Source organism: Janthinobacterium sp. C22, assembly GCF_057919405.1.
Genome location: NZ_CP193659.1, coordinates 1463086 through 1484722, shown reverse-complemented (window position 1 = coordinate 1484722; position 21637 = coordinate 1463086). Strand labels below are relative to the sequence as shown.

The following is a 21637-nucleotide window of genomic DNA, read 5'->3' as shown; positions in this document are numbered from 1 at the left end:
CCATGTCTTTGATTTTGCGCAGCAACGCGGTGCGATAAACAGATAATACGATACAAAAAACGATTTGCATACACTTGATATGAATCATTTTAAAAAACGTATCTTGTGCCGCTTTTTTGTGCGTATGATATTGCTTATGAGAAAACACCATGGGGCGCTACCCGCGCTTCCGGCAAATTATTGCCGCGCTACCCGCGCAGCCAAGTAAACTGCTGCTTTTATTGAACCGACCGCAACACGGCCAGACCGGAACCACATGAAGAACACCCGCTGCACGGCATGGATAGCCGATTTCCTGGAAAGCGACCCACCGCGCTCGAAGTCTCTGGTGATGACCATCTTCGGCGACGCCATCGTGCCGCGCGGCGGCGCCATCTGGCTGGGCAGCCTGATCGAACTGCTGGCGCCATTCGGCGTCAATGACCGGCTATTGCGCACCAGCGTGTTCCGCCTGGCGCAGGAAGGCTGGCTCAGCTCGCAGCGCGACGGCCGCCGCAGCGCCTATGCGATACGCCCGGAGGCGCTGGCCCGCTTCGAACGCGCCTACCGCCGCATCTATGCGCCGCTGGTCGTGCACTGGGATGGCAGCTGGACCCTGGTGATCGGTCCGGCCGGCAGCATCGGCGCCGCCGAACGGGGCGCGCTGCGCAAGGAATTATTGTGGGCGGGCTATGGCTTGATCTCGCCCGGCATCTTTGGCCACCCGGCCAGCAATGCGGAGGCGCTGGAAGATATTCTCGTGCGCAACGAGGTGCAGGGCAAGCTGTATGTCTGCCACACAACAGAGTTGCCCGGTGTCAGTACGCGCCCCCTGCGCGACATGGTGGGCGACTGCTGGGACTTGTCGGAAGTGATGGCCGGCTACGAAAAATTCATCGCCAGCTTCCAGCCGCTGCTGACCCTGCTGCAGGAAGAACCCGTGTTCGATGCCGAGCAGGCCTTCGTCATCCGCTCGCTGCTGACGCACGCCTACCGCCGCGTGCAGTTGCACGATCCGCAACTGCCCGTCGAACTGCTGCCCGAACCGTGGCCCGGCACGCAAGCCTATGCGCTGGCGCGCGACCTGTACCGCATCACGTACGCTCCTGCAGAGGAACACATCCTGGCCACCCTGCGTCGCGAGGATGAGCACGCGCCGGACGTGGAGCCGTGGTTTTACGAACGCTTCGGCGGACTGAACACCTGATAAAACGTCCATGGCGGCGTTGCAGGGCCTGGGCGTACGTTCGTACTGCCTGCGGCCCTGCGCCTTGCCCTGGCCATTTTTCAGGTGTTCAGGAATAAGAACACCTATCAAAACCTACTGCGCGTCGGTATTTGCGGCCTGCGATGCTCACTGTATCTTCGTACAGTTGCGCTTCTCAACCACAACTCCCTTCCGCTCGCTACGGTTTTGTTAGGTGTTGTAAGTCACCGCCTGCTCACTGTTTTGCCACCACCTGCTTGGCCCCCGCCAGCAAATCCTGCCCCAGCTTTTCCAGCGCATTGGCCTGCACCAGCATGGTGTCGAGGATGGCCACATTGAAGGTGAATTCGGCCGGCGTCGTGTAGCCAGGGAAACGTATGATGCGCAGCAATTCCTGCAAGGTCGTACCCTTGCCCAGGTGCGCCAGCGCGTCGCTGAGGGCGCTGATTTTCTTTTCCAGTTCGCGTATGTGTTTACCGTTGTCGTCCATGATGATCTCCCCATATCGGAGCTTCCACGTTAGCAAAGCATGTCCGTCATCGTTTGCGCCAGCACAAAGGCCACCGCAAAACAGGTATCATCGCGCCATTGCACACGATGCAAAACCCATACGTTTTTATCAGGAACACTCATGACCATTAAAATCAGCCAGCAATTCGACGCCGGCGCGATCGAGGTGCTGCGCGCCGACGATGCCCACTCCATCGAGCTGAACATCCGCAAGGATTCCCACGCCGACATCACGCAGTGGTTTTACTTCCGCCTGCAAGGCGCGCAAGGCGAGGCGTGCACGATCCGCTTCATGAACGCAGGCAAGTCGGCCTACCCGGACGGCTGGAAAGATTACCAGGCCGTGGCCAGCTACGACCGCGAAACCTGGTTCCGCGTACCCACCAGCTTTGACGGCACGGTGATGACCATCGCACACACGCCCGAGGAAGAAAGCGTGTACTACGCCTACTTCGAGCCGTACCCATGGGACCGCCACCTGGCCCTGATCGACAGCGCGCAAGCGTCGCCGCTGGTGCGCCTGATCGACCTGGGCAGCACGGTGGAAGGCCGCGACATGAATCTGCTGGTCGTCGGCGACGCCGATGCCGAGAAAAAGTCTGGGTCATCGCGCGCCAGCATCCGGGCGAGACGATGGCCGAATGGTTTGTCGAAGGCATGCTCGAAGCCTTGCTGGACCAGGCCAATCCGTTTGCCCGCCAGTGCCTGCAGGACGCCGTCTTCTACGTGGTGCCGAACATGAACCCGGACGGTTCCGTGCATGGCAACCTGCGCACCAATGCGGCCGGCGCCAACCTGAACCGCGAGTGGATGACGCCAACCATGGAGCGCAGCCCGGAAGTGTTCCTGGTGAAACAGAAAATGCATGAAATCGGTTGCGACCTGTTCCTCGACGTGCATGGCGACGAAGGCTTGCCCTACGTCTTCGTGGCCGGCAGCGATGCGCTGGAAAACTTTACGCCAGCCCAGAAGGCGGAACAAGACCGCTTCATCGCCGACTTCAAGGTGGCCAGCCCCGACTTCCAGGATGAGCACGGCTACGAAGACGGTCCGTTCACGCCGGAAGTGCTGACCATGGGTTCGCCCCACATCACGCACGCCTTCGGCTGCCTGTCGCTGACCCTGGAACTGCCGTTCAAGGACAACGCCAACGATCCCGACCCGCAAACGGGCTGGAGCGGCGCCCGCAGCGCTGCCCTGGGCGCGGCCGTGCTGCAGCCTATCCTGTCCACCTTGCGCGCCTGAGCGCCTGGGCCGAAGCGGCCCGCTTGATCCCATGCCCCGCTCGCCGGGGCATTTTTTTGACCGCACGACAAGCGTTGCTGGCCGAGCAGATTTTTTCCTAACATCTTGCCTACCAGAAATTATCGTCCTACACTAAGCAACAGAATCGGGCCACGCCACGCTGCGCTGCCCCGCAAGAATATCTCGCCGGGCGGGTCGCCATGACTTCCCGGCCACCGGCAATACGCATCCACGGCCCTGTCCCTGCCGAATTAGCTTTCTGTAACGCAAACTGACCGCATCAGCATCGTCTTGAATGGACACCGCCTGTCCGCGGGACGATTCCCAGCGCACGCTTTCCGCTTTTCGCCGAGGATGAATGATCTATGTCTAAGCTTAAAATCAGTACCCGTTTGACCTTCAGTTTCGGCCTGATCATTGTCCTGCTTGCCATGGTGGCATTTGTTTCCGTCAGCCGCATCCGCAACATCAATGCATCGACGGAAAAAATTCTCAACGACCGCTATGTCAAGGTCATGTTGTCGAATACGATACAGTCCGAGGTCAATATCCAGGCCCGCCTGCTGAGCATCGCCATCATCGGCGCCAACGATGCCGACGAAGTCAGCAGTTCTGTGGCCAAGATTCAGGCCTCGATCAAAAAGAACCTGGAACTGCTGGCGCGCCTGAAAACCATGGTCAATACGCCCAAGGGCCAGGAACTGCTCCAGGCCGTGATGACCAGCCGCGAAAGCTATGCCAGGACGCGCGATGCGAACATCAAGCTACTACAGGAAGGCAAATCGGAAACGGCGGGCATCTTCCTGTTGACGCAGCTGCGCTATCCCCAAGAAAAATTCTTGACTGCACTGGCGGCCATGACCGGCTTCCAGGAATCGCTGATGGAAAGCGAAGGCAAGCAAGCCGCCGCCGATGGGCGCATGGCCATCATCCTGACCTTGTCCCTGTCCATCGCGGCGACGGCCATTGCCATCGCGCTGGCCGTCCTGATCAGCCGCTCCATCAGCCGGCCCATCGCCGAAGCCGTCACAGTGGCGCAACGGGTGGCGGCCGGTGACCTGTCGGGCACCATCGACGCGCGCGGCACCGATGAAACAGGCCAGCTGCTGCGCGCCCTGAAAGACATGAACGATAATCTGCAAGGCATCGTGGCGCGCGTGCGCCATGGCACGGACGCCATCGCCCACGGCTCGCGTGAAATCGCCTCCGGCAATATGGACCTGTCTTCGCGCACGGAACAGCAAGCCAGCTCACTGGAAGAAACGGCATCGTCGATGGAAGAACTGACGTCGACCGTCAAGCAGAATGGCGAAAACGCGCGCCAGGCCAACCAGATGGCGCAATCGGCCTCCAGCGTGGCCGGCAAGGGCGGCCAGGTGGTGGCGGAAGTGATCACGACCATGGACTCCATCAATGCCTCGTCGAAGAAAATCGTCGACATCATCGGCGTCATCGACGGCATTGCCTTCCAGACCAATATCCTGGCCCTGAATGCGGCCGTGGAAGCGGCCAGGGCGGGCGAACAGGGACGGGGCTTTGCCGTGGTGGCCACGGAAGTGCGCAACCTGGCCCACCGCTCCGCCTCCGCCGCCAAGGAAATCAAGATCCTCATCGACGATTCCGTGCACCAGGTCAATCTCGGCAGCAATCTGGTGAACCAGGCGGGCAGCACCATGGAAGAGATCGTCAGCAGCGTGCGACGCGTTACGGACATCATGGCCGAGATCACGTCCGCCAGCAACGAGCAGGAAGCAGGGATCGAACAGATCAACCAGGCCATCACGGAAATGGATGCCGTGACCCAGCAAAATGCCGCGCTCGTGGAAGAAGCGGCCGCCGCGTCCGAAGCGCTGCAGGAGCAAGCGGGCATCCTGGCCGAGGCCGTCAGCGTGTTCAAGCTCGACGGCACGCAGGCACTGCCAGCCGCCGCGCCAGCAGCGCGGCCGGCGCCAAAGCCAGCGCCACAGGCCGCAGCCGCCAGGGCGGTCCCGCCCCGTCTCGTCGCCAACGCTCCCGCCAGCCGCAAGAGCGCCGCGCCCGCCATGGCGGCGGAAGGCGAGTGGGAACAATACTGACCTGACCGGGCAGCAGCCAGCCGCCCGTGCCGCCGTCCAGCGCGGCGGGAGCGGCGCGCCGCCATGGCGCAGCGCAGCATCGCTAATCGTTGCCACGCCGGCCATTGCTGCCTATACTGGGCGCAGCATTGTTCGTCCCTTCCCTTGCCGATAAGCTCCTACCTATGACCATCAAAGACCAGCCACGCGCTGCGGCGCGATTTTCACCGACCCGATTTGCACACGTGTGCATATTCTTGTTTGCTGGCTTGTACGGCATGCCAGGCACGGCGGCCGAACTCAGCCCCGCCGCACAGCTGGGGCGGCGCATCTTCCACGATGCCAGCCTGTCCGCCTCGGGCAAGCAGTCGTGTGCCAGTTGCCATGACCCGGCCCACGCTTACGCGCCCGGCAACCAGCTGGCCGTGCAACTGGGGGCGCCGATGGCCAGGCGCACGGTTACCGCGCCACGCCATCGCTGCGCTACCTGGAACACAATCCGCCCTTCCGCTTGGATGAGGAAGGCGCGCCCAACGGCGGCATCAACTGGGACGGCCGCGCCGCCAGCCTGGCGGAACAGGCGGAACGGCCTTTCCTGGCAGCGCACGAAATGGCCAATACCAGCACGGATGAAGTGGTGGAACGGCTGCGCAATGGCAGTTACGCGCAAGTATTTCGGCATGTCTTTGGCGCCGCCATCTTTACGCAACCGCAACAGGCATTCCGCCGCATCACGTATGCCTTGCAGCAATTCCAGCAGGAAGAGCCGGACTTCCACCGCTACGATTCCAAATATGACCTCTACCTGGCCAACAAGGTTCCGCTGGAGCTGGCGGAATTGCGTGGCCTGGCCCTGTTCAACGATGAACGCAAGGGCAATTGCGCCGCTTGCCACCCCAGCGTGCGGGGCGAACATGGCGCGCCGCCCTTGTTTACGGACTTCAGTTTCGACAATCTGGGCGTGCCGCGCAATACGCGCATTCCCGCCACGGCCGACCCCGCCTATTTCGACCTGGGCTTGTGCGGCCCGGACCGCACGGACCTGGCAACAAAAGCCGGGCTATGCGGCGCCTTCAAGGTGCCCAGCCTGCGCAATGTGGCCACGCGCCAGGTGTTTTTCCATAACGGCGTGTTCGACAACCTGACGGATGCCTTGCGCTTCTACGTGCGGCGCGATACGCATCCGCAAGAATGGTATCCGCGCGACAAGCGGGGAAAAGTGCAGAAATTCAATGACGTACCGGCCAGGTACCGCGCCGACGTCAACGTCAGCGAAGCGCCGTTCGACCGCAGGCGCGGCATGGCGCCCGCACTGACGGCGGGCGAGATCGAGGATATGGTGAAGTTTTTAGCCACCTTGACGGATGGCTATCAAGTCCAGCAGTAAGACATGGGGGTTCCAGCGCCGGAACGCCCCTTGCAACTAGCCGCGCGCCACCTTGCGCAGGGCATCGACCAGCCGGTCCAGATGCGACTCGGGCGTAAAGATGCCCGGCGTGACGCGCACGCACGCGCCGCTGGCCAGACCGTCGCGCGGCACGGCAAAGATGCCGTGTTCCTGCACCAGCTTTTTCGACAGGGCATAACTGTCTGCCGCGCTGCTCCTGCCTTTTAAGCGGAACGAAGCGATGGCACTCGTCAGGCGCGGGTCGCTCGATGCCAGCACCTCGATGCCGTCGATGCCGCGCGCCGCCTCCACCCAGCGGTTGCGCAGCAATCGCAGCCGCGCCTGCTTGTTGGCCACGCCGATCTGCGCATGCAAGTCCAGCGCCGCCGGCAAGCTCAGGTAGGCGGCGAAATTGAGCGTGCCCGTGTGCACGCGGGTGCGGATATCGTCGCCCGCCTTTTCTCCCAGGTAGGGGTCGATATCGGCCACCCGGCCCCGCTTGATGTAGGCGGCCCCCACGCCGACGGGCGCGCCTATCCATTTGTGCAGGTTGATACCGGCAAAGTCCGCCTGCAGGTCGGGGATCGTCATGTCCAGCTGGCCAAAGCCGTGCGCCGTGTCGACGATCACATCGATGCCGCGCGCGCGCGCCAGGCGGCTGATCTCGGCCACGGGCAAGACCATGCCGTTACGGTGGTTGACATGCGTGAGCAGCATCAGTTTCAGCTTCGGCTGACGTTCCATGGCGGCAACATAGGCAGCAACAACATTGTCATACGTAAATGGTTCCGGGATCGCAATGGACACCACCTGGGCGCCGCGCCGCTGTTGCAGCCAGCGCGTGACGGTGATCATATTGTCGTAATCGATGTCCGCGTACAGCACCGCATCACCCGGCTGCAGGCGGTTGTAGCCGGCGATCAGGACTTGCAGCGCTTCCGTGGCGCCCCGTGTCAGCACGATTTCATCGACACCCACGCCGAGCGCCCTGGCCGCCGCCGCGCGGGCCGCCTCGAAGTCGGCGGGAAAGCGCATGCGCGCATACCAGGCGTTGTCGCGGTTGACCATGGCCAGTTGCTGCTCGTAATGACGCAGCACGGGCCTGGCCATCGAGCCCCAGTAGGCGTTGTCGAGTTGCACGATGGCATCGGTGGTGTCGTACTGCGCGGCCACGGCTTGCCAGTAAGCCTGGTTGCTGGCCAGCGCTTCCGGCGTGGTGCCGGCCGGTACTGCTGGCAATGGCGGCAAGGCAGGAGGCAAGGCGGCGGACGCCGCCGCAGCCGATCCTGCGCCAGCCGTCAAGGGCAGCGCCGCCGCCAGCGAACCGGCGCGCAACAAGGCGCGGCGTTGTGGATTCATATTCACATTACCCCCTTAGAACGTCACTTTGTACTCGACGTACAGCTTGCGCCCGTCCGTGTCGTACGGCGCATTGCGCGAATAGATCAGACCGCGGCTGGCCTGGAAGGTTGCCTCATCGGGATATTTGTCCAGCACGTTGTCGATACCCACGCGCACGGATTGCTTGTCGCTGATCTTGTAGCTGGCCGCCAGGTCGAGAAATTGCATGGCGCCAAAGCGCTGGAAGATATCGCCCGTGGCGTTGCCGGAATTGTCCGTCCACGCGCCGTAATAGCGCACGCGGGCCAGGGCATTCCAGTTGCCCAGGTCATAGTTGCCGCTGATGGTGGCTTTCTGGCGCGGCAGGCGCTCTTCGAACACCTGGCGCTGGGCTGCATTGGTCACCAGGCTGGACTTGCCGCCGTCGACCTTGGTGGTGTTGTAGTTGTAGGCCAGGGTCAGGTTCAGCTTGCCGTCACCGATACGGCTCAGGTGGCTGGCCACGATATCGATGCCGCGCGTGGTGGTGTCGAAGTCGTTCGTGAAATAGCTGACGGAGGTGTAGCGCAGCGGGTTGGCCACGCCAGCGGGCACGGCAAACGCGGCGGACGTGCTGAAGCGGTCGCTGACCTTGATGTCATACACGTCGACGGAACCGGAAAAGCCGGCCGGCGTCTTCCAGGTAAAACCCAGCGACAGGTTCTTCGATTTCTCCGGCTTCAGCGCCTGCGCACCGAGCAGGATGGCCAGCGGGTCGCTATTGGCCAGGCGGCCACTGGTAAACAACAGCAGGGTCTTGGTGTCGAGGCCCTGGTTGGTGCTGTTGGTGTTCGACTGGCCCGGCGTTGGCGCGCGGAAACCCGTCGAGTAGGAACCGCGCAGGGCCAGACCTTCGCTCAAGGCGTAGCGGGCCGACAGCTTGCCGTTGACGGTGCTGCCGAATTCCGAGAAATGTTCGTAGCGGGCCGCGCCGCCCAGGCTCAGGGCCTTGCTGACGGGCACTTCCACGTCCAGGTAGGCCGCATAGCTGTCCTGGCCCCAGCTGCCCGACTGGCGGCCGCTGAAACCGGGTGCGCCGTTGGCATTCGCATCCAGGCCGATGGCCGCGCCCGGCCCTACCGTCCAGGACGCTACATCGCCCGCCTTCACGCCGTACGTTTCATTGCGCGCTTCCGCGCCAAACGCGATATTGACGGGTTGCGGCAACGATGCCACGGGCAGTTCATAGTTGAAGTTGGCGTTGAGAATCTTTTCCGCCTGCGATAACTGGCCCAGGTAGAACGACGTCGGGCTGGCCGGCCCCATCGAGGCGTTGATGGAATTGGCCAGCTTGTAATCGATGCGGTTGCGGCCATAGGAAGCGCTCACATCCCAGCCCAAGCGGTCGTTGAAGTGACCGCGCACACCGGCCACCAGCTGCACATCATCCTGCTCGTTCGAATAGCTGGGGCTGAAACCGAGCGGATATACACTGCGCAAGTCCCAGCCGGGGAACAGGCTGCTGGTCTTATACGCGCCCGTGCTGGTATCGGGATTTCTCCAATTAAAATCCGAGGTACCGTCGCTGCGGCTGAACAGGCCGAAACCGTACAGTTCCGCCGTGTCGGACAGGGCCATGCCGGCATTGAAGCCGAGGCGCTTGCTGTCGAGTTCAGGCTGGCCCCAGCGCTGCACGGGGTTGGGCACCTTCAGTTCCGGATGCGCTTGCTGGAAAGCAATGGCGTCGGCCCGCTGGCGCGTGCGCGAAGTGGGGTCGGACTTGGCCAGGGCGCCAAAAATCGTCGCCTTGCCCGTCTCGCCAAAGGCAAAGCCCGTCTTCAGGTTGAGCTCATTGCCCTTGCCGTCGCCTTCCGAGTATTGCGAATGGTGCACGGAGATTTCCGTGCCGACCGTGTCTTCGAGAATGATGTTGATCACACCCGCGATCGCGTCGGAGCCGTACTGGGCCGAAGCGCCGTCGCGCAGCACCTCGATGCGCTTGATGGCGGACACGGGAATCTGCGCCAGGTCCGGCGCCTGCGCACCGCGCGCACCCAGCAGGGCGCTGCGGTGGAAACGCTTGCCATTGACCAGCACCAGGGTCTGGTCCGGCGACAGGCCGCGCAAGGTAGCCGGGCGCACGAAGACTTGCCCATCGGCCATCGGCAAGCGCTGCACCACATACGAGGGAACCAATTGCGCCAGGACATCATTCAAGTCCGACGATTCGACGGCGCCGATATCGCTGCGGTTGAATACATCGACGGGCGCCATGGTGTCGAACTGGGTTCGGTTGCTGCCGCGCGTGCCGGTGACGATCACGGCTTGCGGTGCATCAAGGGTATCGCTGGCAGCAACGGGCGCGGCGGGCGCATCGCCATGGGCATGCGCCTGGCTGGCGAAGACAGCGCTCATGGCGCACAACAGGGCCGCCGCGCGGGCGATGCGGGTACGGGAACAGGTCATGGGGAGGGTTCACTATGCAGGTTGGATCAACAACGACGCGTCACAGCAAGACTCGTATCTTGCATGAAATATCACGAAGTTCGGCTTACTTACATTAAAAGCATCTAAATTACGCAGATAACGTCAGATGGCGCCATCATACGAAGCGAATATTTCCGCCGTATGACGCGCTGATCACTATTGGAGGAGCGAGACCTGCACGCTGGCCGACACGCAGCACATGCACGTATTGCGCCGGCCGCCGGCATCATTCATCCAGCACGGCTTTTCTCGCCAGGCAGCCATGTTTTGATTCGAGCGTAAGAAAAACATGGCGCCGGCAATGAAAGGGCAAATGGGGGACCATCGATACAATTGGATAGATTTCCTACAATCAACACTCCCTATAATGCGGCGGCGCAACGACACGCATTCTTGTCGCTATATTAGGTTGTAAAGATGAAGAAACAGAGCATATTGTGCGCGATCGTCAGCTTGCTCGCCGCTTGCGGAGGCGGCGGAGGCGGTGGCGGGAATGGCAGCAGTCCGGATCCTAAACCGGTGGTTCCACCGACACCGGTGCTGGCATCCATCAATGCCGCTGATGCATTGAATAAATTCCTGGGAAGCGACCTGACCATCTCGAATCTGGCATCCAACGATGGCAGCCTGGGGACGGCGACCTTAATCGTGAGCCAGGAATCCGGACAGTCTGCGCCATTCATTACCAATGGAGTATCGCAACAAGCAACATCCGTCAAAGTCATTTCACTGCTACGTAGCAATGCCAGTGGCAAGCTGCAATACCGGAATAGTTGGAAATTGCATCTGGATACGAATATGCAACCCATCGGCATGGCGATCGGGTATGCCGATGCCGGCTACAAGGCATGCATGTCCGTCACAGGCCGTAATGTGTTGCCCACCCTCAGCAATTCATCCGGAACGTATTTTTCGGGTGTGCAAACGTCGACTTATGTCCAAGGCTTCAAATCGGGCAAATACGCGAATTACTGCGACCCAAGCGGCACGACGACCAGCAACGTGGAATGGTCGATTGCAGCAGGTTCGCCGAGTCCATATTTCTGCCTAACAATGCCTGATAGCCTGTACACGGCCAAAACGAGAATGTGCATTCCAGTCGATGCGGCTGGTACGCAGAACAATTCCGTGTGGATTCGACTCTTCAACCCGGATGGCAGTTCCGCTATCGATTACAAGAACACGGCCCTGAATAAGCCACTGGAACAGCCGGCCACCGCCGTCGATGCCAACAACTATTGGTATGGCGCCGTCTGGCGTCCTCAGGACGGCTATATCTACCAGCGCTACCAGGATACCAAATTTGCATCTGAGCAAGCATGCAGGGACCAGACGACGATTAACTGGAAAGCGACCTGGGACGCCTCGAATATTTCTTGGACATGCGTCAACGTCAAATCAACGTAAGAAGGTAATGCGGTACCACCCCAGCCAACCGGCAGCTATGCCGCAGGCTGGGGTGGTACCGGGCAGATTTAACCGCCGGCCACCACCATGCTCTCGATGAGGATGGAACCCGTCTCTTTGGTGCCGCGGCGCAGGGTGTCGGCGCCCACGGCGACGATGTTGCGCAGCATGTCCTTCATGTTGCCGGCAATCGTGATTTCTTCCACCGGATACTGGATCACGCCGTTTTCCACCCAGAAACCGGAGGCGCCGCGCGAATAGTCGCCCGTCACGTAATTGGTTCCTTGTCCCATCAGTTCCGTCACCAGCAAGCCCGTGCCCAGCTTTTTCAGCATGGCGCTGAAATCGTCGCTGGCGGCCGTCAGGTTCGAGGTCAGGTACAGATTGTGCGAGCCGCCCGCATTGCCCGTCGTCTGCATGCCCAGCTTGCGGGCCGTATAAGTCGACAGGAAATAGCCTTGCACCACGCCATCCTTGACGACGTCGCGGCTGACAGTCTTGACGCCCTCTTCGTCGAACGGCGCGGAACCGACGCCGCCGATCACGTGCGGGTCTTCGAAGATCTGCACGTGCGACGGCAGCACCTGCGTGCCCAGGGAATCGTTCAGGAACGTGGATTTGCGGTACAGGGCGCCGCCCGAGGTCGCTTGCACATAGGTACCCAGCAAACCAGCCGCCAGCGGCGCCTCAAACAGCACGGGACAGGTGCGCGTGCCCAGCTTGCGCGCGTTCAGGCGCGACAGGGCGCGCTCGGCGGCGTAGCGGCCGATGGCTTCCGGGCTCGACATCTTGGCGGCGTCGCGCACGGACGAATACCAGTCGTCGCGCTGCATCTTGGCGCCCCTGCCGGCGATGGGCGCCACGGACAGCGTGTGGCGCGAAAACGGGTAGCCGCCGATGAAGCCGCGCGAATTGGCGGACACAAAGTGCGATTGCTGCACGTGCACGCTGGCGCCCTCGCTGTTCGTGATGCGCGGATCGACGGCGAACGCGGCCGCCTCGGCCCGCTGGGCCAGGGCGACGGCCTCCTCGGCGGAAATCAGCCAAGGATAAAACAGCTGCAAGTCGCGGGGGGACATTTCCAGCATGTCGGCGTCGGCCAGCCCCGCGCAATCGTCCTCGGCCGTGAAGCGGGCGATATTGTAGGCGGCGTCCACCGTGGCGCGCAGGGCGGCAGGGGAAAAGTCGGAGGTGCTGGCATTGCCGCGTTTCTTGCCGACAAACACGGTCACGCCCATGCCCTTGTCCTTGTTTTGCTCGATCGTCTCGATCTTGCCCTTTCGTACAGAAACGGACAGGCCGCCGCCTTCGCTGACTTCGACGGCAGCGTCGGTGCCGCCCGCTTCCCGCGCAAAAGACAACACATCACGGGCCAGTTGCTGCAATTGCTCTTGACTATGGGTAAATACGGAGTCGTTCATGCGCTGTTTTCTTCGGAAAGCCGCTAAAAAGGTTATCATAGCAGTCGTTTACAGTTTACAGGTGCGGCCTACGCGGCCAATCCCGCCTTATCATGCCAAATCCAAACCGGGGAGCTTGCGGCTTCCAATCCACCGAATTCGAACAGGAATATGAACGTCCGTCGAAATCGGAACTCAAGCGCCAGATGACCGTCCTGCAAAAGCTGGGCGAAGAACTCGTCAATGAGGCACGTGACCGCGTCAAGCGCGTCCCGATGCCGGAAGACGTGCGCGACGCCATTCTCGAATGCCAGCAAATCAAGGATCACGAAGGCCGCCGCCGCCAGCTGCAATACGTGGGCAAGAAAATGCGCACCCTGGACGAGGAAGAAGTTGCCGCCATCCAACGCACCATCGATAGCTGGAAAGGCTTGTCGAAAGCCGACACGGCCAATATGCACGCGATGGAACGCCGCCGCGACAAGCTGTTGACGGATGACAAGGCGCTGACCGTCTTGCTGTCGGAAAACCCGGAACTGGACGTGCAACACCTGCGCACCCTGATCCGCAATGCCCGCAAGGAGCAAGCCGAGAACAAGCCGCCGAAAGCCTACCGCGAAATCTTCCAGATCTTGAAAGAGATCGCCAAGAAGAACAACAGCGGCAAGAAAGATGCCGATGAAGATGGCGTCGAGCCAGAAGAAGACGAATAAGCAACTGGGTCTGACCCGGCGGGTCTGACCCCGAAAGTAGCTAAAAACCGGGATCAGCCCGGTTTTTTTACGACATAGACAGGTGCCCCATGACCACGATAGAAGACGAATTGATTATCGGCCTCGTGTCGATCTCGGACCGCGCCAGCGGCGGCGTGTATGAAGACCTGGGCATCCCGGCCCTGGAAAGCTGGCTGTCCGCCGCCATCCGCACGCCGTTCCGCCTGGAAAAACGCCTGATCCCGGACGAGCGCTCGCAAATTGAAAACACCCTGATCGACATGGTCGACCTGAACCACTGCCATCTGATCCTGACGACGGGCGGCACGGGTCCCGCACGGCGCGACGTCACGCCGGACGCCACGCTCAGCGTGGGCACCAAGGAAATGCCGGGTTTCGGCGAACAGATGCGCCAGATCAGTCTGCAATTCGTGCCGACGGCGATCCTGTCGCGCCAGGTGGCCGTGATCCGTGAAACGCCCGAGCGCGCTTGCCTGATCATGAACTTGCCGGGCCAGCCGAAAGCCATCAAGGAAACCCTGGAAGGCTTGAAAGATGCCGATGGCGTGCAACTGGTCAATGGCATCTTTGCCGCCGTGCCGTATTGCATCGATCTCATCGGCGGCCCCTACATGGAAACCGACCCGGCCATCTGCAAGGCCTTCCGTCCCAAATCGGCGCTGCGTCCGGCGCAACCTTTACCAGAGGAAAATACATGAGCACCTTGCTGGAAACCATAGAACTCGACAGCGCACCGAACCCTACCGTCTCCATCATCTGGATGCACGGCCTGGGCGCCGACGGCAACGACTTCGTGCCCTTGGTCAAAGAGCTCGATTTGCGCGGCTGCCCCGCCATCCGCTTCATCTTCCCCAGCGCCGGCACCATGCCCGTCACCATCAACAACGGCTATGTGATGCGCGCCTGGTACGACATCCTCGTGAACGATCTCGTGCGCCGCGAAGACGAGGGCGGCCTGCGCGCCTCGCAGGGACAAATCGAAGCGCTGATTGCGCGCGAAAAGGCGCGCGGCATTCCCGCCAGCCGCATCATCCTGGCCGGCTTCTCGCAAGGCTGCGCCATGACCCTGCAAACGGGCTTGCGCCACGCGGAACCGCTGGCCGGCCTGATGTGCCTGTCCGGCTACCTGCCGCTGGCCGACAAGACGGCTCTTGAGCGCACGCCAGCCAGCCTGCAGACGCCCATCTTCATGGCGCATGGCACGGCCGACCCCGTGGTGCCGATTACCCGCGCGCAGCAATCGCGCGACTTGCTCACCGGCATGAGTTACAAGGTGGAATGGCACGAATACATGATGCAGCACTCGCTGTGCCAGGAAGAAATCGACGCCATCGGCGCCTGGCTGAAAAAAGTATTGGTTTAAAGTAAAACAGGCGCGGTGTGCGCCGCGCCTGTTGTCATTCGGAACGCCGGGAACGATCAGTTCGCCGGCGTTTTTTCATTCCAGACTTTCAACATGTCGGGCGACGCTTCCGAACGGATACCGTTGTCCGTCAGCACCGATTCCGTCGCTGCCAGCATGTCCTTGCGGGGCACGACGAGCATTTCCGCATCGCGCTGCTGGAAGCGGAACGTCAGCAATTCGTCCGTCTGGTCGCGCAGCAAGGCCACCAGGTGCGCCAGGCTGCGCACGCGCACGCCATTGACGGAATCGACGACCGAGAAGAAACGGGTGCTGTAGCCGTTCATCAGCTTGTGCGGGAAGAACGGCGCGGCGATCACCACCAGCTCTTCGCGCTCACTGTCGGGCGCATCCCGCGCCGCGTGGCCAGTGGATTGCCGGCAAACGCCATGCCGCCCAACATTGCCGGGTTGCCATTCGGCGCGGCCATGAATTCCGTGGTGGCGCGCGAAAACACCATCGGGCCGAAGATGAAATAGGACGGATAGTTGCCCTGCAGACCGCTGATGAGCATCGGGTGCGCCGCCGAGACGGGCACCTTGATTTTCAGGGGCGCGCCCTGGCGCACCACCGTCAACGGCAATTGCCCGTCTTTCGCCAGCTGCTGCACGCGGTACTGGAAGCGCACGCGGCTGTTGGCATTCAGCTTGACCATGCCCTGGTTGTCGATAGGAAATTCACCGATATGCGTGATGACATCCCACTCCTTGAGCGGATAGGCGGCATCCTTGCTGGCCGGCGTCATCACGACGGCGCCCTCGACACCCTTGGCCAGTTTCAAATACGTGCGCAGCGCGGGATTTTCCAGCGTTTGCGTCACGTCGCGCATGGCCGGCTTGCCCTTGGGCGCGCCACTTTCCTGGTCGCGCAGGAACAGCTCGATTTCCTCGTTGGGAATAATGTAGCCGATGTTTTGCGCATTGAGCATGCCGGCAAAGGCCAGGCCGATCATCTTGTCGCCCGCAATCACGGGGCCGCCGCTATTGCCGGGGTTGATGGCCGCATCGATCTGGATGCGCAGGCCGGAGACGGGAAAGTTGTAGCGCACGAATTCGATGCGCGACACGATGCCCTTGGTGATCGACAGCGAGGTGCCGCCCGTCGGATAGCCATACGCCAGCACGGCATCGCGCACGTCCGGCAAGACGTTCGCGCGCGGCACCGCCTTGTGGCTGGCGAAAAAACTGTCGTCGTCGATCTTCAGCAAGGCCAGGTCCATGCCGCGCGAAATGGCCAGCACGGTCGCCGGTATCTTGTCGCCCGCGCCATTCGCCTGGATCTGCACCTGGCTGGCATAGCCGACCACGTGCGCATTGGTGAGGATGCGGCGGCCTTCGATGACGACGCCGGAGCCCGTCACTTCCTGCGGCGCGGCCTTGCTCCAGGGTTTATACGGGTCCGGCCCGCGCAGGGTGGAAAACACCTTGACGACGGAATTTTCCAGTGCCGAAGCGCTGGCGGCGGTCTCGGCGGCAAGCGCGCGCAGCGTCATCAAGGGAGAAAAAGAAAGGGCCAGCGCCAGGAAGGCGCGGCCCATCAGGGTGATGCACGGACGAGTTTTCATTGAGCTAATGGGCAATGGAAGGGAAGCAAAATTATATATTGAATAATTGCAACTTCATTACATTTTGTCCATCTTTGCCCGAAGAACTATTCTAATCGGGCAAAGGCGTAACGCCCAAGGCCGGCACGGCCGTCTGCGCCCCATTCATCACCATGGCCAGGAAGGTGTAATAGCCATTGATGCCCATCAAGTCGACCACGCCGTGCTCGCCGAACAGCACCAGCGCCCGCGCATACGTGGCGTCGCTGACGCGCTTGTTCTGCTGCAGCTCGATGCAGAAGTCATGCACGGCTTGCTCGTCTTCCTTCAGGGCAAGCGGTACGCGCCGCGCGGCGATGGCGTCCACGGCCGCTTGCGCGATACCGTTCTGCACGGCCAGCGGCGCGTGGATGGCCCACTCGACTTGCTGGTCCCACTGGCGCGCCGTCACCAGGATCGCCAGCTCCGACAGGCGCGTGCCGATGGCGCTGCGGTAGCGCAAATACTCTCCCATGCGCTGCGCCGCTTCCATCAGCTCGGGACTGCGGATCAGGGGCACGAAGGGGCCGTACAGGGCCCCGCGCGGGCCGTCGATGATGGCTTGCGCGGCGGCGCGCTGCTGCGGGTCCAGCCGGTCCAGCGGCAACGCGGGCAAACGGTCGATATTGCTACCGGCCATCAGGCCGTCCAGGCGACGACGTCCTGCTGCTGCTCGCCCAGGCCGGCGATGCCCAGGCGCAGGCTGTCGCCTTTTTTGAGGAAGCGCTGCGGCTTGCGGCCCTGGCCCACGCCCGGCGGCGTGCCCGTGGCGATGACGTCGCCCGGTTCCAGGGTCATGAATTGCGACAGGTAGCTGACGATCTGCGCGACAGTAAAAATCATGGTTTGCGTATTGCCCGTCTGCATGCGCTTGCCGTTGACTTCCAGGTACAGGTCCAGGTCTTGCTCGTCGATGACTTCATCGCGCGTCACCAGCCACGGGCCGACAGGACCGAAGGTGTCGCAGCCCTTGCCTTTATCCCACTGGCCGCCCCGTTCCAGCTGGAACGAGCGCTCGGAAATGTCGTTGACGACGCAGTAACCGGCCACGTATTTCAGCGCGTCTTCTTCGCTCACGTATTGCGCGCGCGTGCCGATGATCACGCCCAACTCCACTTCCCAGTCCGTCTTTTTCGAGCCTTTCGGCAGCACGACATTGTCGTCCGGGCCGTTCAGGCAAGTGATTGCCTTCATGAAGACGATCGGCTCGGCCGGGATCGGCATGCCCGATTCGGCCGCGTGGTCCGCGTAGTTCAGGCCGATGCCGATGAACTTGCCGACCTTCGCCAGCGGCACGCCGAAGCGCGGGTTGCCGCGCACAAGGGGCAAGGTCTTTTCGTCGAGCTTGGCCAGCTTGCGCAGGGCCTTGTCGGACAGTTGTGCGCCGTCAATATCGGCAATCACGCCGGACAGGTCGCGCAGTTTGCCTTCTTCATCGATCAGGCCCGGTTTTTCCTTGCCTGGACGTCCATAACGAACGAGTTTCATAGTCTTCCTTGGAGTTGATCATTGCCGCTGTGCAGGCTGCCATTTTACCGGATGGCCCGGCACGCCTGTAGCGGTTGATGAAAAACATCGCAAGTCCCGGCAGTTGCAAGGCCGCCAGCACGCCAAACGCCACCTGATACGCCTGCGGCGGGTACTGCTGCAAGCTGTTCAGGGGCCAGCAGCCGAGGATCAGGCCAAAGCCCGCCTGCACCAGGAAGGCGCCCGTAAAAATGAGCAAATTCAAACAGGTGGCCGCCCTGCCCGTCAAGCTGGCCGGCATGCTTTGCGCGACGATCGCGTATTCGAGGCCCGTCACCGTGCCCAGCAAGGTAAACAGCACGGACAGCAAAGGCAGGCCGGGCACGACATTGCAGGCCATCGCCACTTGCACGGCGACAAACAGGACGATGCCGGCGGCCGCCTGCATGGGTGCGATACCGCGCCGCCCTGCCCATTCCGTCAGCATGCCCATGCCGATGGCGCCGAAGATGACGGCCGCCATGCCCAGGTACAGCAGATACGCCACGCTGTCATCGGACAAGCCGCCCACGTCGGCCAGCCAGCGCCCCACCCACAAGCCCTGCACGCCAAAGAACACCGTGTGCGGCAGCAGGATCAGCGCGATGGTGCGGCGAAAGCCGGGATCGCGGTACACGCTCCAGACGCTGACCTTGCTCGCCTTATGCATGCCTGCGGCACGCGCGGGCATGGCCGGCGACAGCAGGCGGATCAGCAAACCGATGGCCAGCGCCGCCAGCGCCAGGCCCAGGAACACGCCGCGCCAGTCCGTGTAATGCAGGGCCAGCTTGACGGGGATGGTGGCCGTGGCCGCGCCCAGGCCGCCCACGGCGATCAGGTAACCGTGCACGGACGGCAGGCGCGCCGGCGCGATGGCGCACGAGATCGCTTTCACGGCGGCCATGAAACAGCCGCCCAGCCCCGCCCCCATCAGGGCACGCGCCCACATCAGCTCGGCAAAGCTGTGGCCCCGGCTGAACAGCCACACGCCCAGGGCCGCCAGCGCCAGCAGCCACAGTTGCACCGTACGGGGGCCGTAGCGGTCGAGCGCCATGCCGACTGGTAATTGCACCAGCGCAAAGGCGAGGAAAAAGGCGCTGGTCAGCAGGCCCAGCTGCGCTGGCGTCAGGGCGATGGCGCCCAGCAATTCCGCCGTCAGCACGGCATTCACGCCGCGCAGCAGGCACGACAGGTAATGCCCGAGCGCAAACGGCAGGAATACGAGACAAAACACGGCCAGACCGGAGCGGGCAGGCGCACCGGCGGCAGACATGCTCAGGCAGCCTGCGCCAGGCGGATGATTTTATGCGGCAACTGCGGCACAGGGTCATCCATCTCGAAGAAGAATTTATCGTGGCCAAAAGCCGGCTTCAAATCGTCCATCCACGTCGCTTCCGCATCGAACTTCGCATAAAACGGCCGGCGCACCCAGTCCGGGTTGCGCGCCTGCAAAAATTGCAGGGCAAACAGTTTTTCGCCATTGATGGTGACGACGCCGTCGATGACGATCTTGCCGGGAAAGGCGCTCATGGACGGTCCCCGCACCGTGCGCGACAGGCCCGACACCATCTGGTAGGCAGCCTGGAAAATCTCGTGCGCCTTCGCCAGCGGCAACTCGAAATAGCCGCGCGGGCCCGTGTCGCGTTCGACAAACAGGTAATACGGAATCGCTCCCAGGCGCGTACCCGTCTGCCACAGCTCGGCCCAGCTTGCCGGATCTTCGTTGATATGGCGGATCAGCGGCCCCTGCATGCGCAAGGTGGCGCCCGTGGACACGATGCGTTTCACGGCTTGCTGCGCGATGTCCTGGCGCAGCTCGACGGCATGGCTGTAATGGCCCATCACGGCCAGGTTCTTGCCCGCCTTGACGATGCGCTCAAACAGGCGCATCAAGTCATCCGCGTCGCGGTCCGAGACAAAGCGCTGCGGCCAATACGCCACCGCCTTGGTGCCGATGCGGATGTTCTGGATATGTTCCAGGCCCGGCGCCAGCAGCGGCTCCAGGTAGGCGGCCAGTTGCCGCGTGTTCATGATCATCGGATCGCCGCCCGTGATCAGCACGTCCGTCACTTCCGGATGCAGTTTCAGGTAGGCGGCCAGCTCATGCGACTCGCGCGCATCGAACTTCATGTCGTCCATGCCGACGAACTGGGGCCAGCGAAAACAGAAAGTGCAATACGCGTGGCAGGTCTGGCCCGCGCTGGGAAAAAACAGCACCGTTTGCGCATACTTATGCTGCAGGCCGCGCACGGGCGCATCGTTGACCCTCGGCACGTTATGCGTCATTTGCCCGGCAGGATGGGGATTCATTCCCAGGCGCAAGCCATGCACATAGGCGTCGATGGCCGCCTTGTCGCGCCGCACCAGCACCAGGTCGCGCAGGTGCGCATACTGCTCTGGCGGCAGCATGTCGCGGTGGGGAAAGACGAGGCGGTAGATGGGATCGTCAGGGATATTGTTCCAGTCGATCAACTGATCGAGCACATATTCATTGGTACGAAACGGCAAGACGTGCGAGACCACTTGCACGGCTTCGCGTTGCTCTTCCGGCAGCCATTCCCACTGCCGCGCCTGTTGAATGGTTTGCCGCGTATATGGCTTGAACTTGGGTGAAAACGGCTCGGTAATGAGTGCGGACACGATCGGCTCCTTGCCTGTAAATAGCGACAACTTTCATGAAGTCGGCCGTATAGCGGCCAATTTCAGCCTCTTCCTCCCCCATGCCAGTCCACCTCGGCATGCTATGAAAGTCATCATAGTTCTTGCCACTCGGAATCAAATTGCTACATATCAACAAGCCTCTCGATACGTTGCACGCTGCCTACAAGCAACACCTTAGTTTGTTCCATCGCAATTTGACGGCACCGTCGGCGACGTAAATTACGACTTGGCAACACATCCCTCGATATCACAAGGAGCTTTCATGAAACGCTTATTCACGGGTAGCCTGCTGTGCCTGGCATTTGCAGGCGGCAGCGTCAACGCCGCGGTCGAACCAACGGAGAAAGACGCCATCGCCATGGCCGAACGGGGCGCCGCCTTCATGAAGGCGCATGGCAAGGAAGAAATGATGAAGAAAATCACGGCGAAAGATCCCGACTTCGTGCAGGGTTCGCTGTATGTGGACATGCGCGACATCAAGACGGGCATCGTGCTGGCCCACCCCATCAATCCTTCCATCGTGGGCAAGGACTTGACGGATGTGCCGGATGCGAACGGCAAGAAATATCGGCGTGAAATCATCGAGCTGGCGCAAAAGCAGGGCAAGGGCTGGGTCGATTATCAGTACAAGAATCCCACCAGCGGCAAGATCGAGCCGAAGACCACGTACATTCTGCGCGTCAACGATGTGGTGCTGGAAGCGGGCATCTACAAAAAATAGGGCAGGGGCGGCGCGCGCGCGCAGCGCGCCGCCTG

Annotated in this window: 18 protein-coding genes and 2 pseudogenes; 10 read left to right on the top strand and 10 right to left on the bottom strand. The window is 61.8% G+C overall.

From position 1 onward, the window contains the following. The first annotated feature begins 256 nt into the window (after window positions 1-256). Window positions 257-1186 carry a phenylacetic acid degradation operon negative regulatory protein PaaX gene (gene paaX / locus ACRHIG_RS06840; protein ID WP_070224237.1) on the top strand — a complete coding sequence of 310 codons (930 nt, stop codon included), beginning with the start codon at window positions 257-259 and terminating at the stop codon, window positions 1184-1186. A gap of 235 nt (window positions 1187-1421) precedes the next feature. Here paaX and ACRHIG_RS06835 read toward each other — a convergent pair whose 3' ends face one another. Then, on the bottom strand, window positions 1422-1676 hold the full coding sequence (locus ACRHIG_RS06835; RefSeq protein WP_077408596.1) for a hypothetical protein: 255 nt from the start codon (window positions 1674-1676) through the stop codon (window positions 1422-1424). A gap of 141 nt (window positions 1677-1817) precedes the next feature. On the opposite strand from ACRHIG_RS06835, the pseudogene ACRHIG_RS06830 reads away from it, so the two are divergent. From ACRHIG_RS06830 to ACRHIG_RS06815, 4 genes and pseudogenes are all read left to right on the top strand, one after another. Further along, window positions 1818-2941, top strand: a pseudogene (locus ACRHIG_RS06830) (M14 family metallopeptidase). A 365-nt stretch (window positions 2942-3306) separates the two neighbouring features. Further along, window positions 3307-5016, top strand: coding sequence for a methyl-accepting chemotaxis protein (locus ACRHIG_RS06825; RefSeq protein ID WP_489629735.1), 1710 nt, complete (start codon window positions 3307-3309; stop codon window positions 5014-5016). Between the two features lie 164 nt (window positions 5017-5180). Then, window positions 5181-5432: pseudogene (locus ACRHIG_RS06820) on the top strand (cytochrome c peroxidase); the annotation flags it as partial. Between the two features lie 74 nt (window positions 5433-5506). Continuing rightward, window positions 5507-6382, top strand: coding sequence for a cytochrome-c peroxidase (locus ACRHIG_RS06815; RefSeq protein ID WP_489629734.1), 876 nt, complete (start codon window positions 5507-5509; stop codon window positions 6380-6382). Window positions 6383-6418: 36 nt separating this feature from the next. On the opposite strand, the gene ACRHIG_RS06810 is transcribed toward ACRHIG_RS06815, so the two are convergent. Both ACRHIG_RS06810 and ACRHIG_RS06805 read right to left on the bottom strand, forming a co-directional pair. Then, the gene (locus ACRHIG_RS06810) at window positions 6419-7741 is read right to left on the bottom strand and encodes an aminotransferase class V-fold PLP-dependent enzyme (RefSeq protein WP_475416560.1); all 1323 of its coding nucleotides are present in this window, start codon (window positions 7739-7741) and stop codon (window positions 6419-6421) included. Between the two features lie 15 nt (window positions 7742-7756). Beyond that, a complete protein-coding gene (locus ACRHIG_RS06805) occupies window positions 7757-10168 on the bottom strand; it encodes a TonB-dependent receptor plug domain-containing protein (RefSeq protein ID WP_489629733.1) in 2412 nt (803 codons plus the stop codon). 438 nt (window positions 10169-10606) lie between these two features. Between ACRHIG_RS06805 and ACRHIG_RS06800 the strand changes: the two genes are divergently transcribed. After that, a complete protein-coding gene (locus ACRHIG_RS06800; protein ID WP_230517095.1) occupies window positions 10607-11596 on the top strand; it encodes a hypothetical protein in 990 nt (329 codons plus the stop codon). Between the two features lie 68 nt (window positions 11597-11664). On the opposite strand, the gene pmbA is transcribed toward ACRHIG_RS06800, so the two are convergent. Further along, window positions 11665-13017 (bottom strand): metalloprotease PmbA, encoded by a 1353-nt coding sequence (gene pmbA, locus ACRHIG_RS06795; protein ID WP_489629732.1) that lies wholly within the window; start codon window positions 13015-13017, stop codon window positions 11665-11667. 92 nt (window positions 13018-13109) lie between these two features. On the opposite strand from pmbA, the gene yjgA reads away from it, so the two are divergent. From yjgA to ACRHIG_RS06780, 3 genes are all read left to right on the top strand, one after another. After that, window positions 13110-13709 (top strand): ribosome biogenesis factor YjgA, encoded by a 600-nt coding sequence (yjgA, locus tag ACRHIG_RS06790; RefSeq protein WP_131373528.1) that lies wholly within the window; start codon window positions 13110-13112, stop codon window positions 13707-13709. A gap of 89 nt (window positions 13710-13798) precedes the next feature. After that, window positions 13799-14428: a molybdopterin adenylyltransferase gene (gene mog, locus ACRHIG_RS06785; protein ID WP_070224232.1), complete on the top strand. Its 630-nt coding sequence runs from the start codon at window positions 13799-13801 to the stop codon at window positions 14426-14428. Then, the gene (locus ACRHIG_RS06780) at window positions 14425-15093 is read left to right on the top strand and encodes an alpha/beta hydrolase (RefSeq protein ID WP_489629731.1); all 669 of its coding nucleotides are present in this window, start codon (window positions 14425-14427) and stop codon (window positions 15091-15093) included. Before mog ends, ACRHIG_RS06780 begins: the two co-directional genes overlap by 4 nt. Before the next feature lie 56 nt (window positions 15094-15149). Here the strand turns inward: ACRHIG_RS06780 and ACRHIG_RS06775 are convergent, their stop codons facing one another. The 6 genes from ACRHIG_RS06775 to ACRHIG_RS06750 form a co-directional block, all read right to left on the bottom strand. Beyond that, the gene (locus ACRHIG_RS06775) at window positions 15150-15452 is read right to left on the bottom strand and encodes a PDZ domain-containing protein (protein ID WP_489629730.1); all 303 of its coding nucleotides are present in this window, start codon (window positions 15450-15452) and stop codon (window positions 15150-15152) included. Further along, on the bottom strand, window positions 15449-16696 hold the full coding sequence (locus ACRHIG_RS06770; protein ID WP_489629729.1) for a S1C family serine protease: 1248 nt from the start codon (window positions 16694-16696) through the stop codon (window positions 15449-15451). The genes ACRHIG_RS06775 and ACRHIG_RS06770 overlap by 4 nt, the downstream gene beginning before the upstream one ends. A 91-nt stretch (window positions 16697-16787) precedes the next feature. Continuing rightward, a complete protein-coding gene (locus ACRHIG_RS06765; protein WP_489629728.1) occupies window positions 16788-17354 on the bottom strand; it encodes a carboxymuconolactone decarboxylase family protein in 567 nt (188 codons plus the stop codon). Next, the gene (locus ACRHIG_RS06760) at window positions 17354-18202 is read right to left on the bottom strand and encodes a fumarylacetoacetate hydrolase family protein (protein ID WP_070291020.1); all 849 of its coding nucleotides are present in this window, start codon (window positions 18200-18202) and stop codon (window positions 17354-17356) included. The genes ACRHIG_RS06765 and ACRHIG_RS06760 overlap by 1 nt, the downstream gene beginning before the upstream one ends. After that, window positions 18147-19493: an MFS transporter gene (locus tag ACRHIG_RS06755; RefSeq protein ID WP_489629727.1), complete on the bottom strand. Its 1347-nt coding sequence runs from the start codon at window positions 19491-19493 to the stop codon at window positions 18147-18149. Before ACRHIG_RS06755 ends, ACRHIG_RS06760 begins: the two co-directional genes overlap by 56 nt. A 2-nt stretch (window positions 19494-19495) precedes the next feature. Then, window positions 19496-20860 (bottom strand): KamA family radical SAM protein, encoded by a 1365-nt coding sequence (locus ACRHIG_RS06750; protein WP_489629726.1) that lies wholly within the window; start codon window positions 20858-20860, stop codon window positions 19496-19498. Between the two features lie 283 nt (window positions 20861-21143). Here ACRHIG_RS06750 and ACRHIG_RS06745 point away from each other — a divergent pair, with 283 nt between their 5' ends. Continuing rightward, a complete protein-coding gene (locus ACRHIG_RS06745) occupies window positions 21144-21602 on the top strand; it encodes a cache domain-containing protein (RefSeq protein ID WP_071075415.1) in 459 nt (152 codons plus the stop codon). The last annotated feature ends 35 nt before the right edge of the window (window positions 21603-21637 follow it).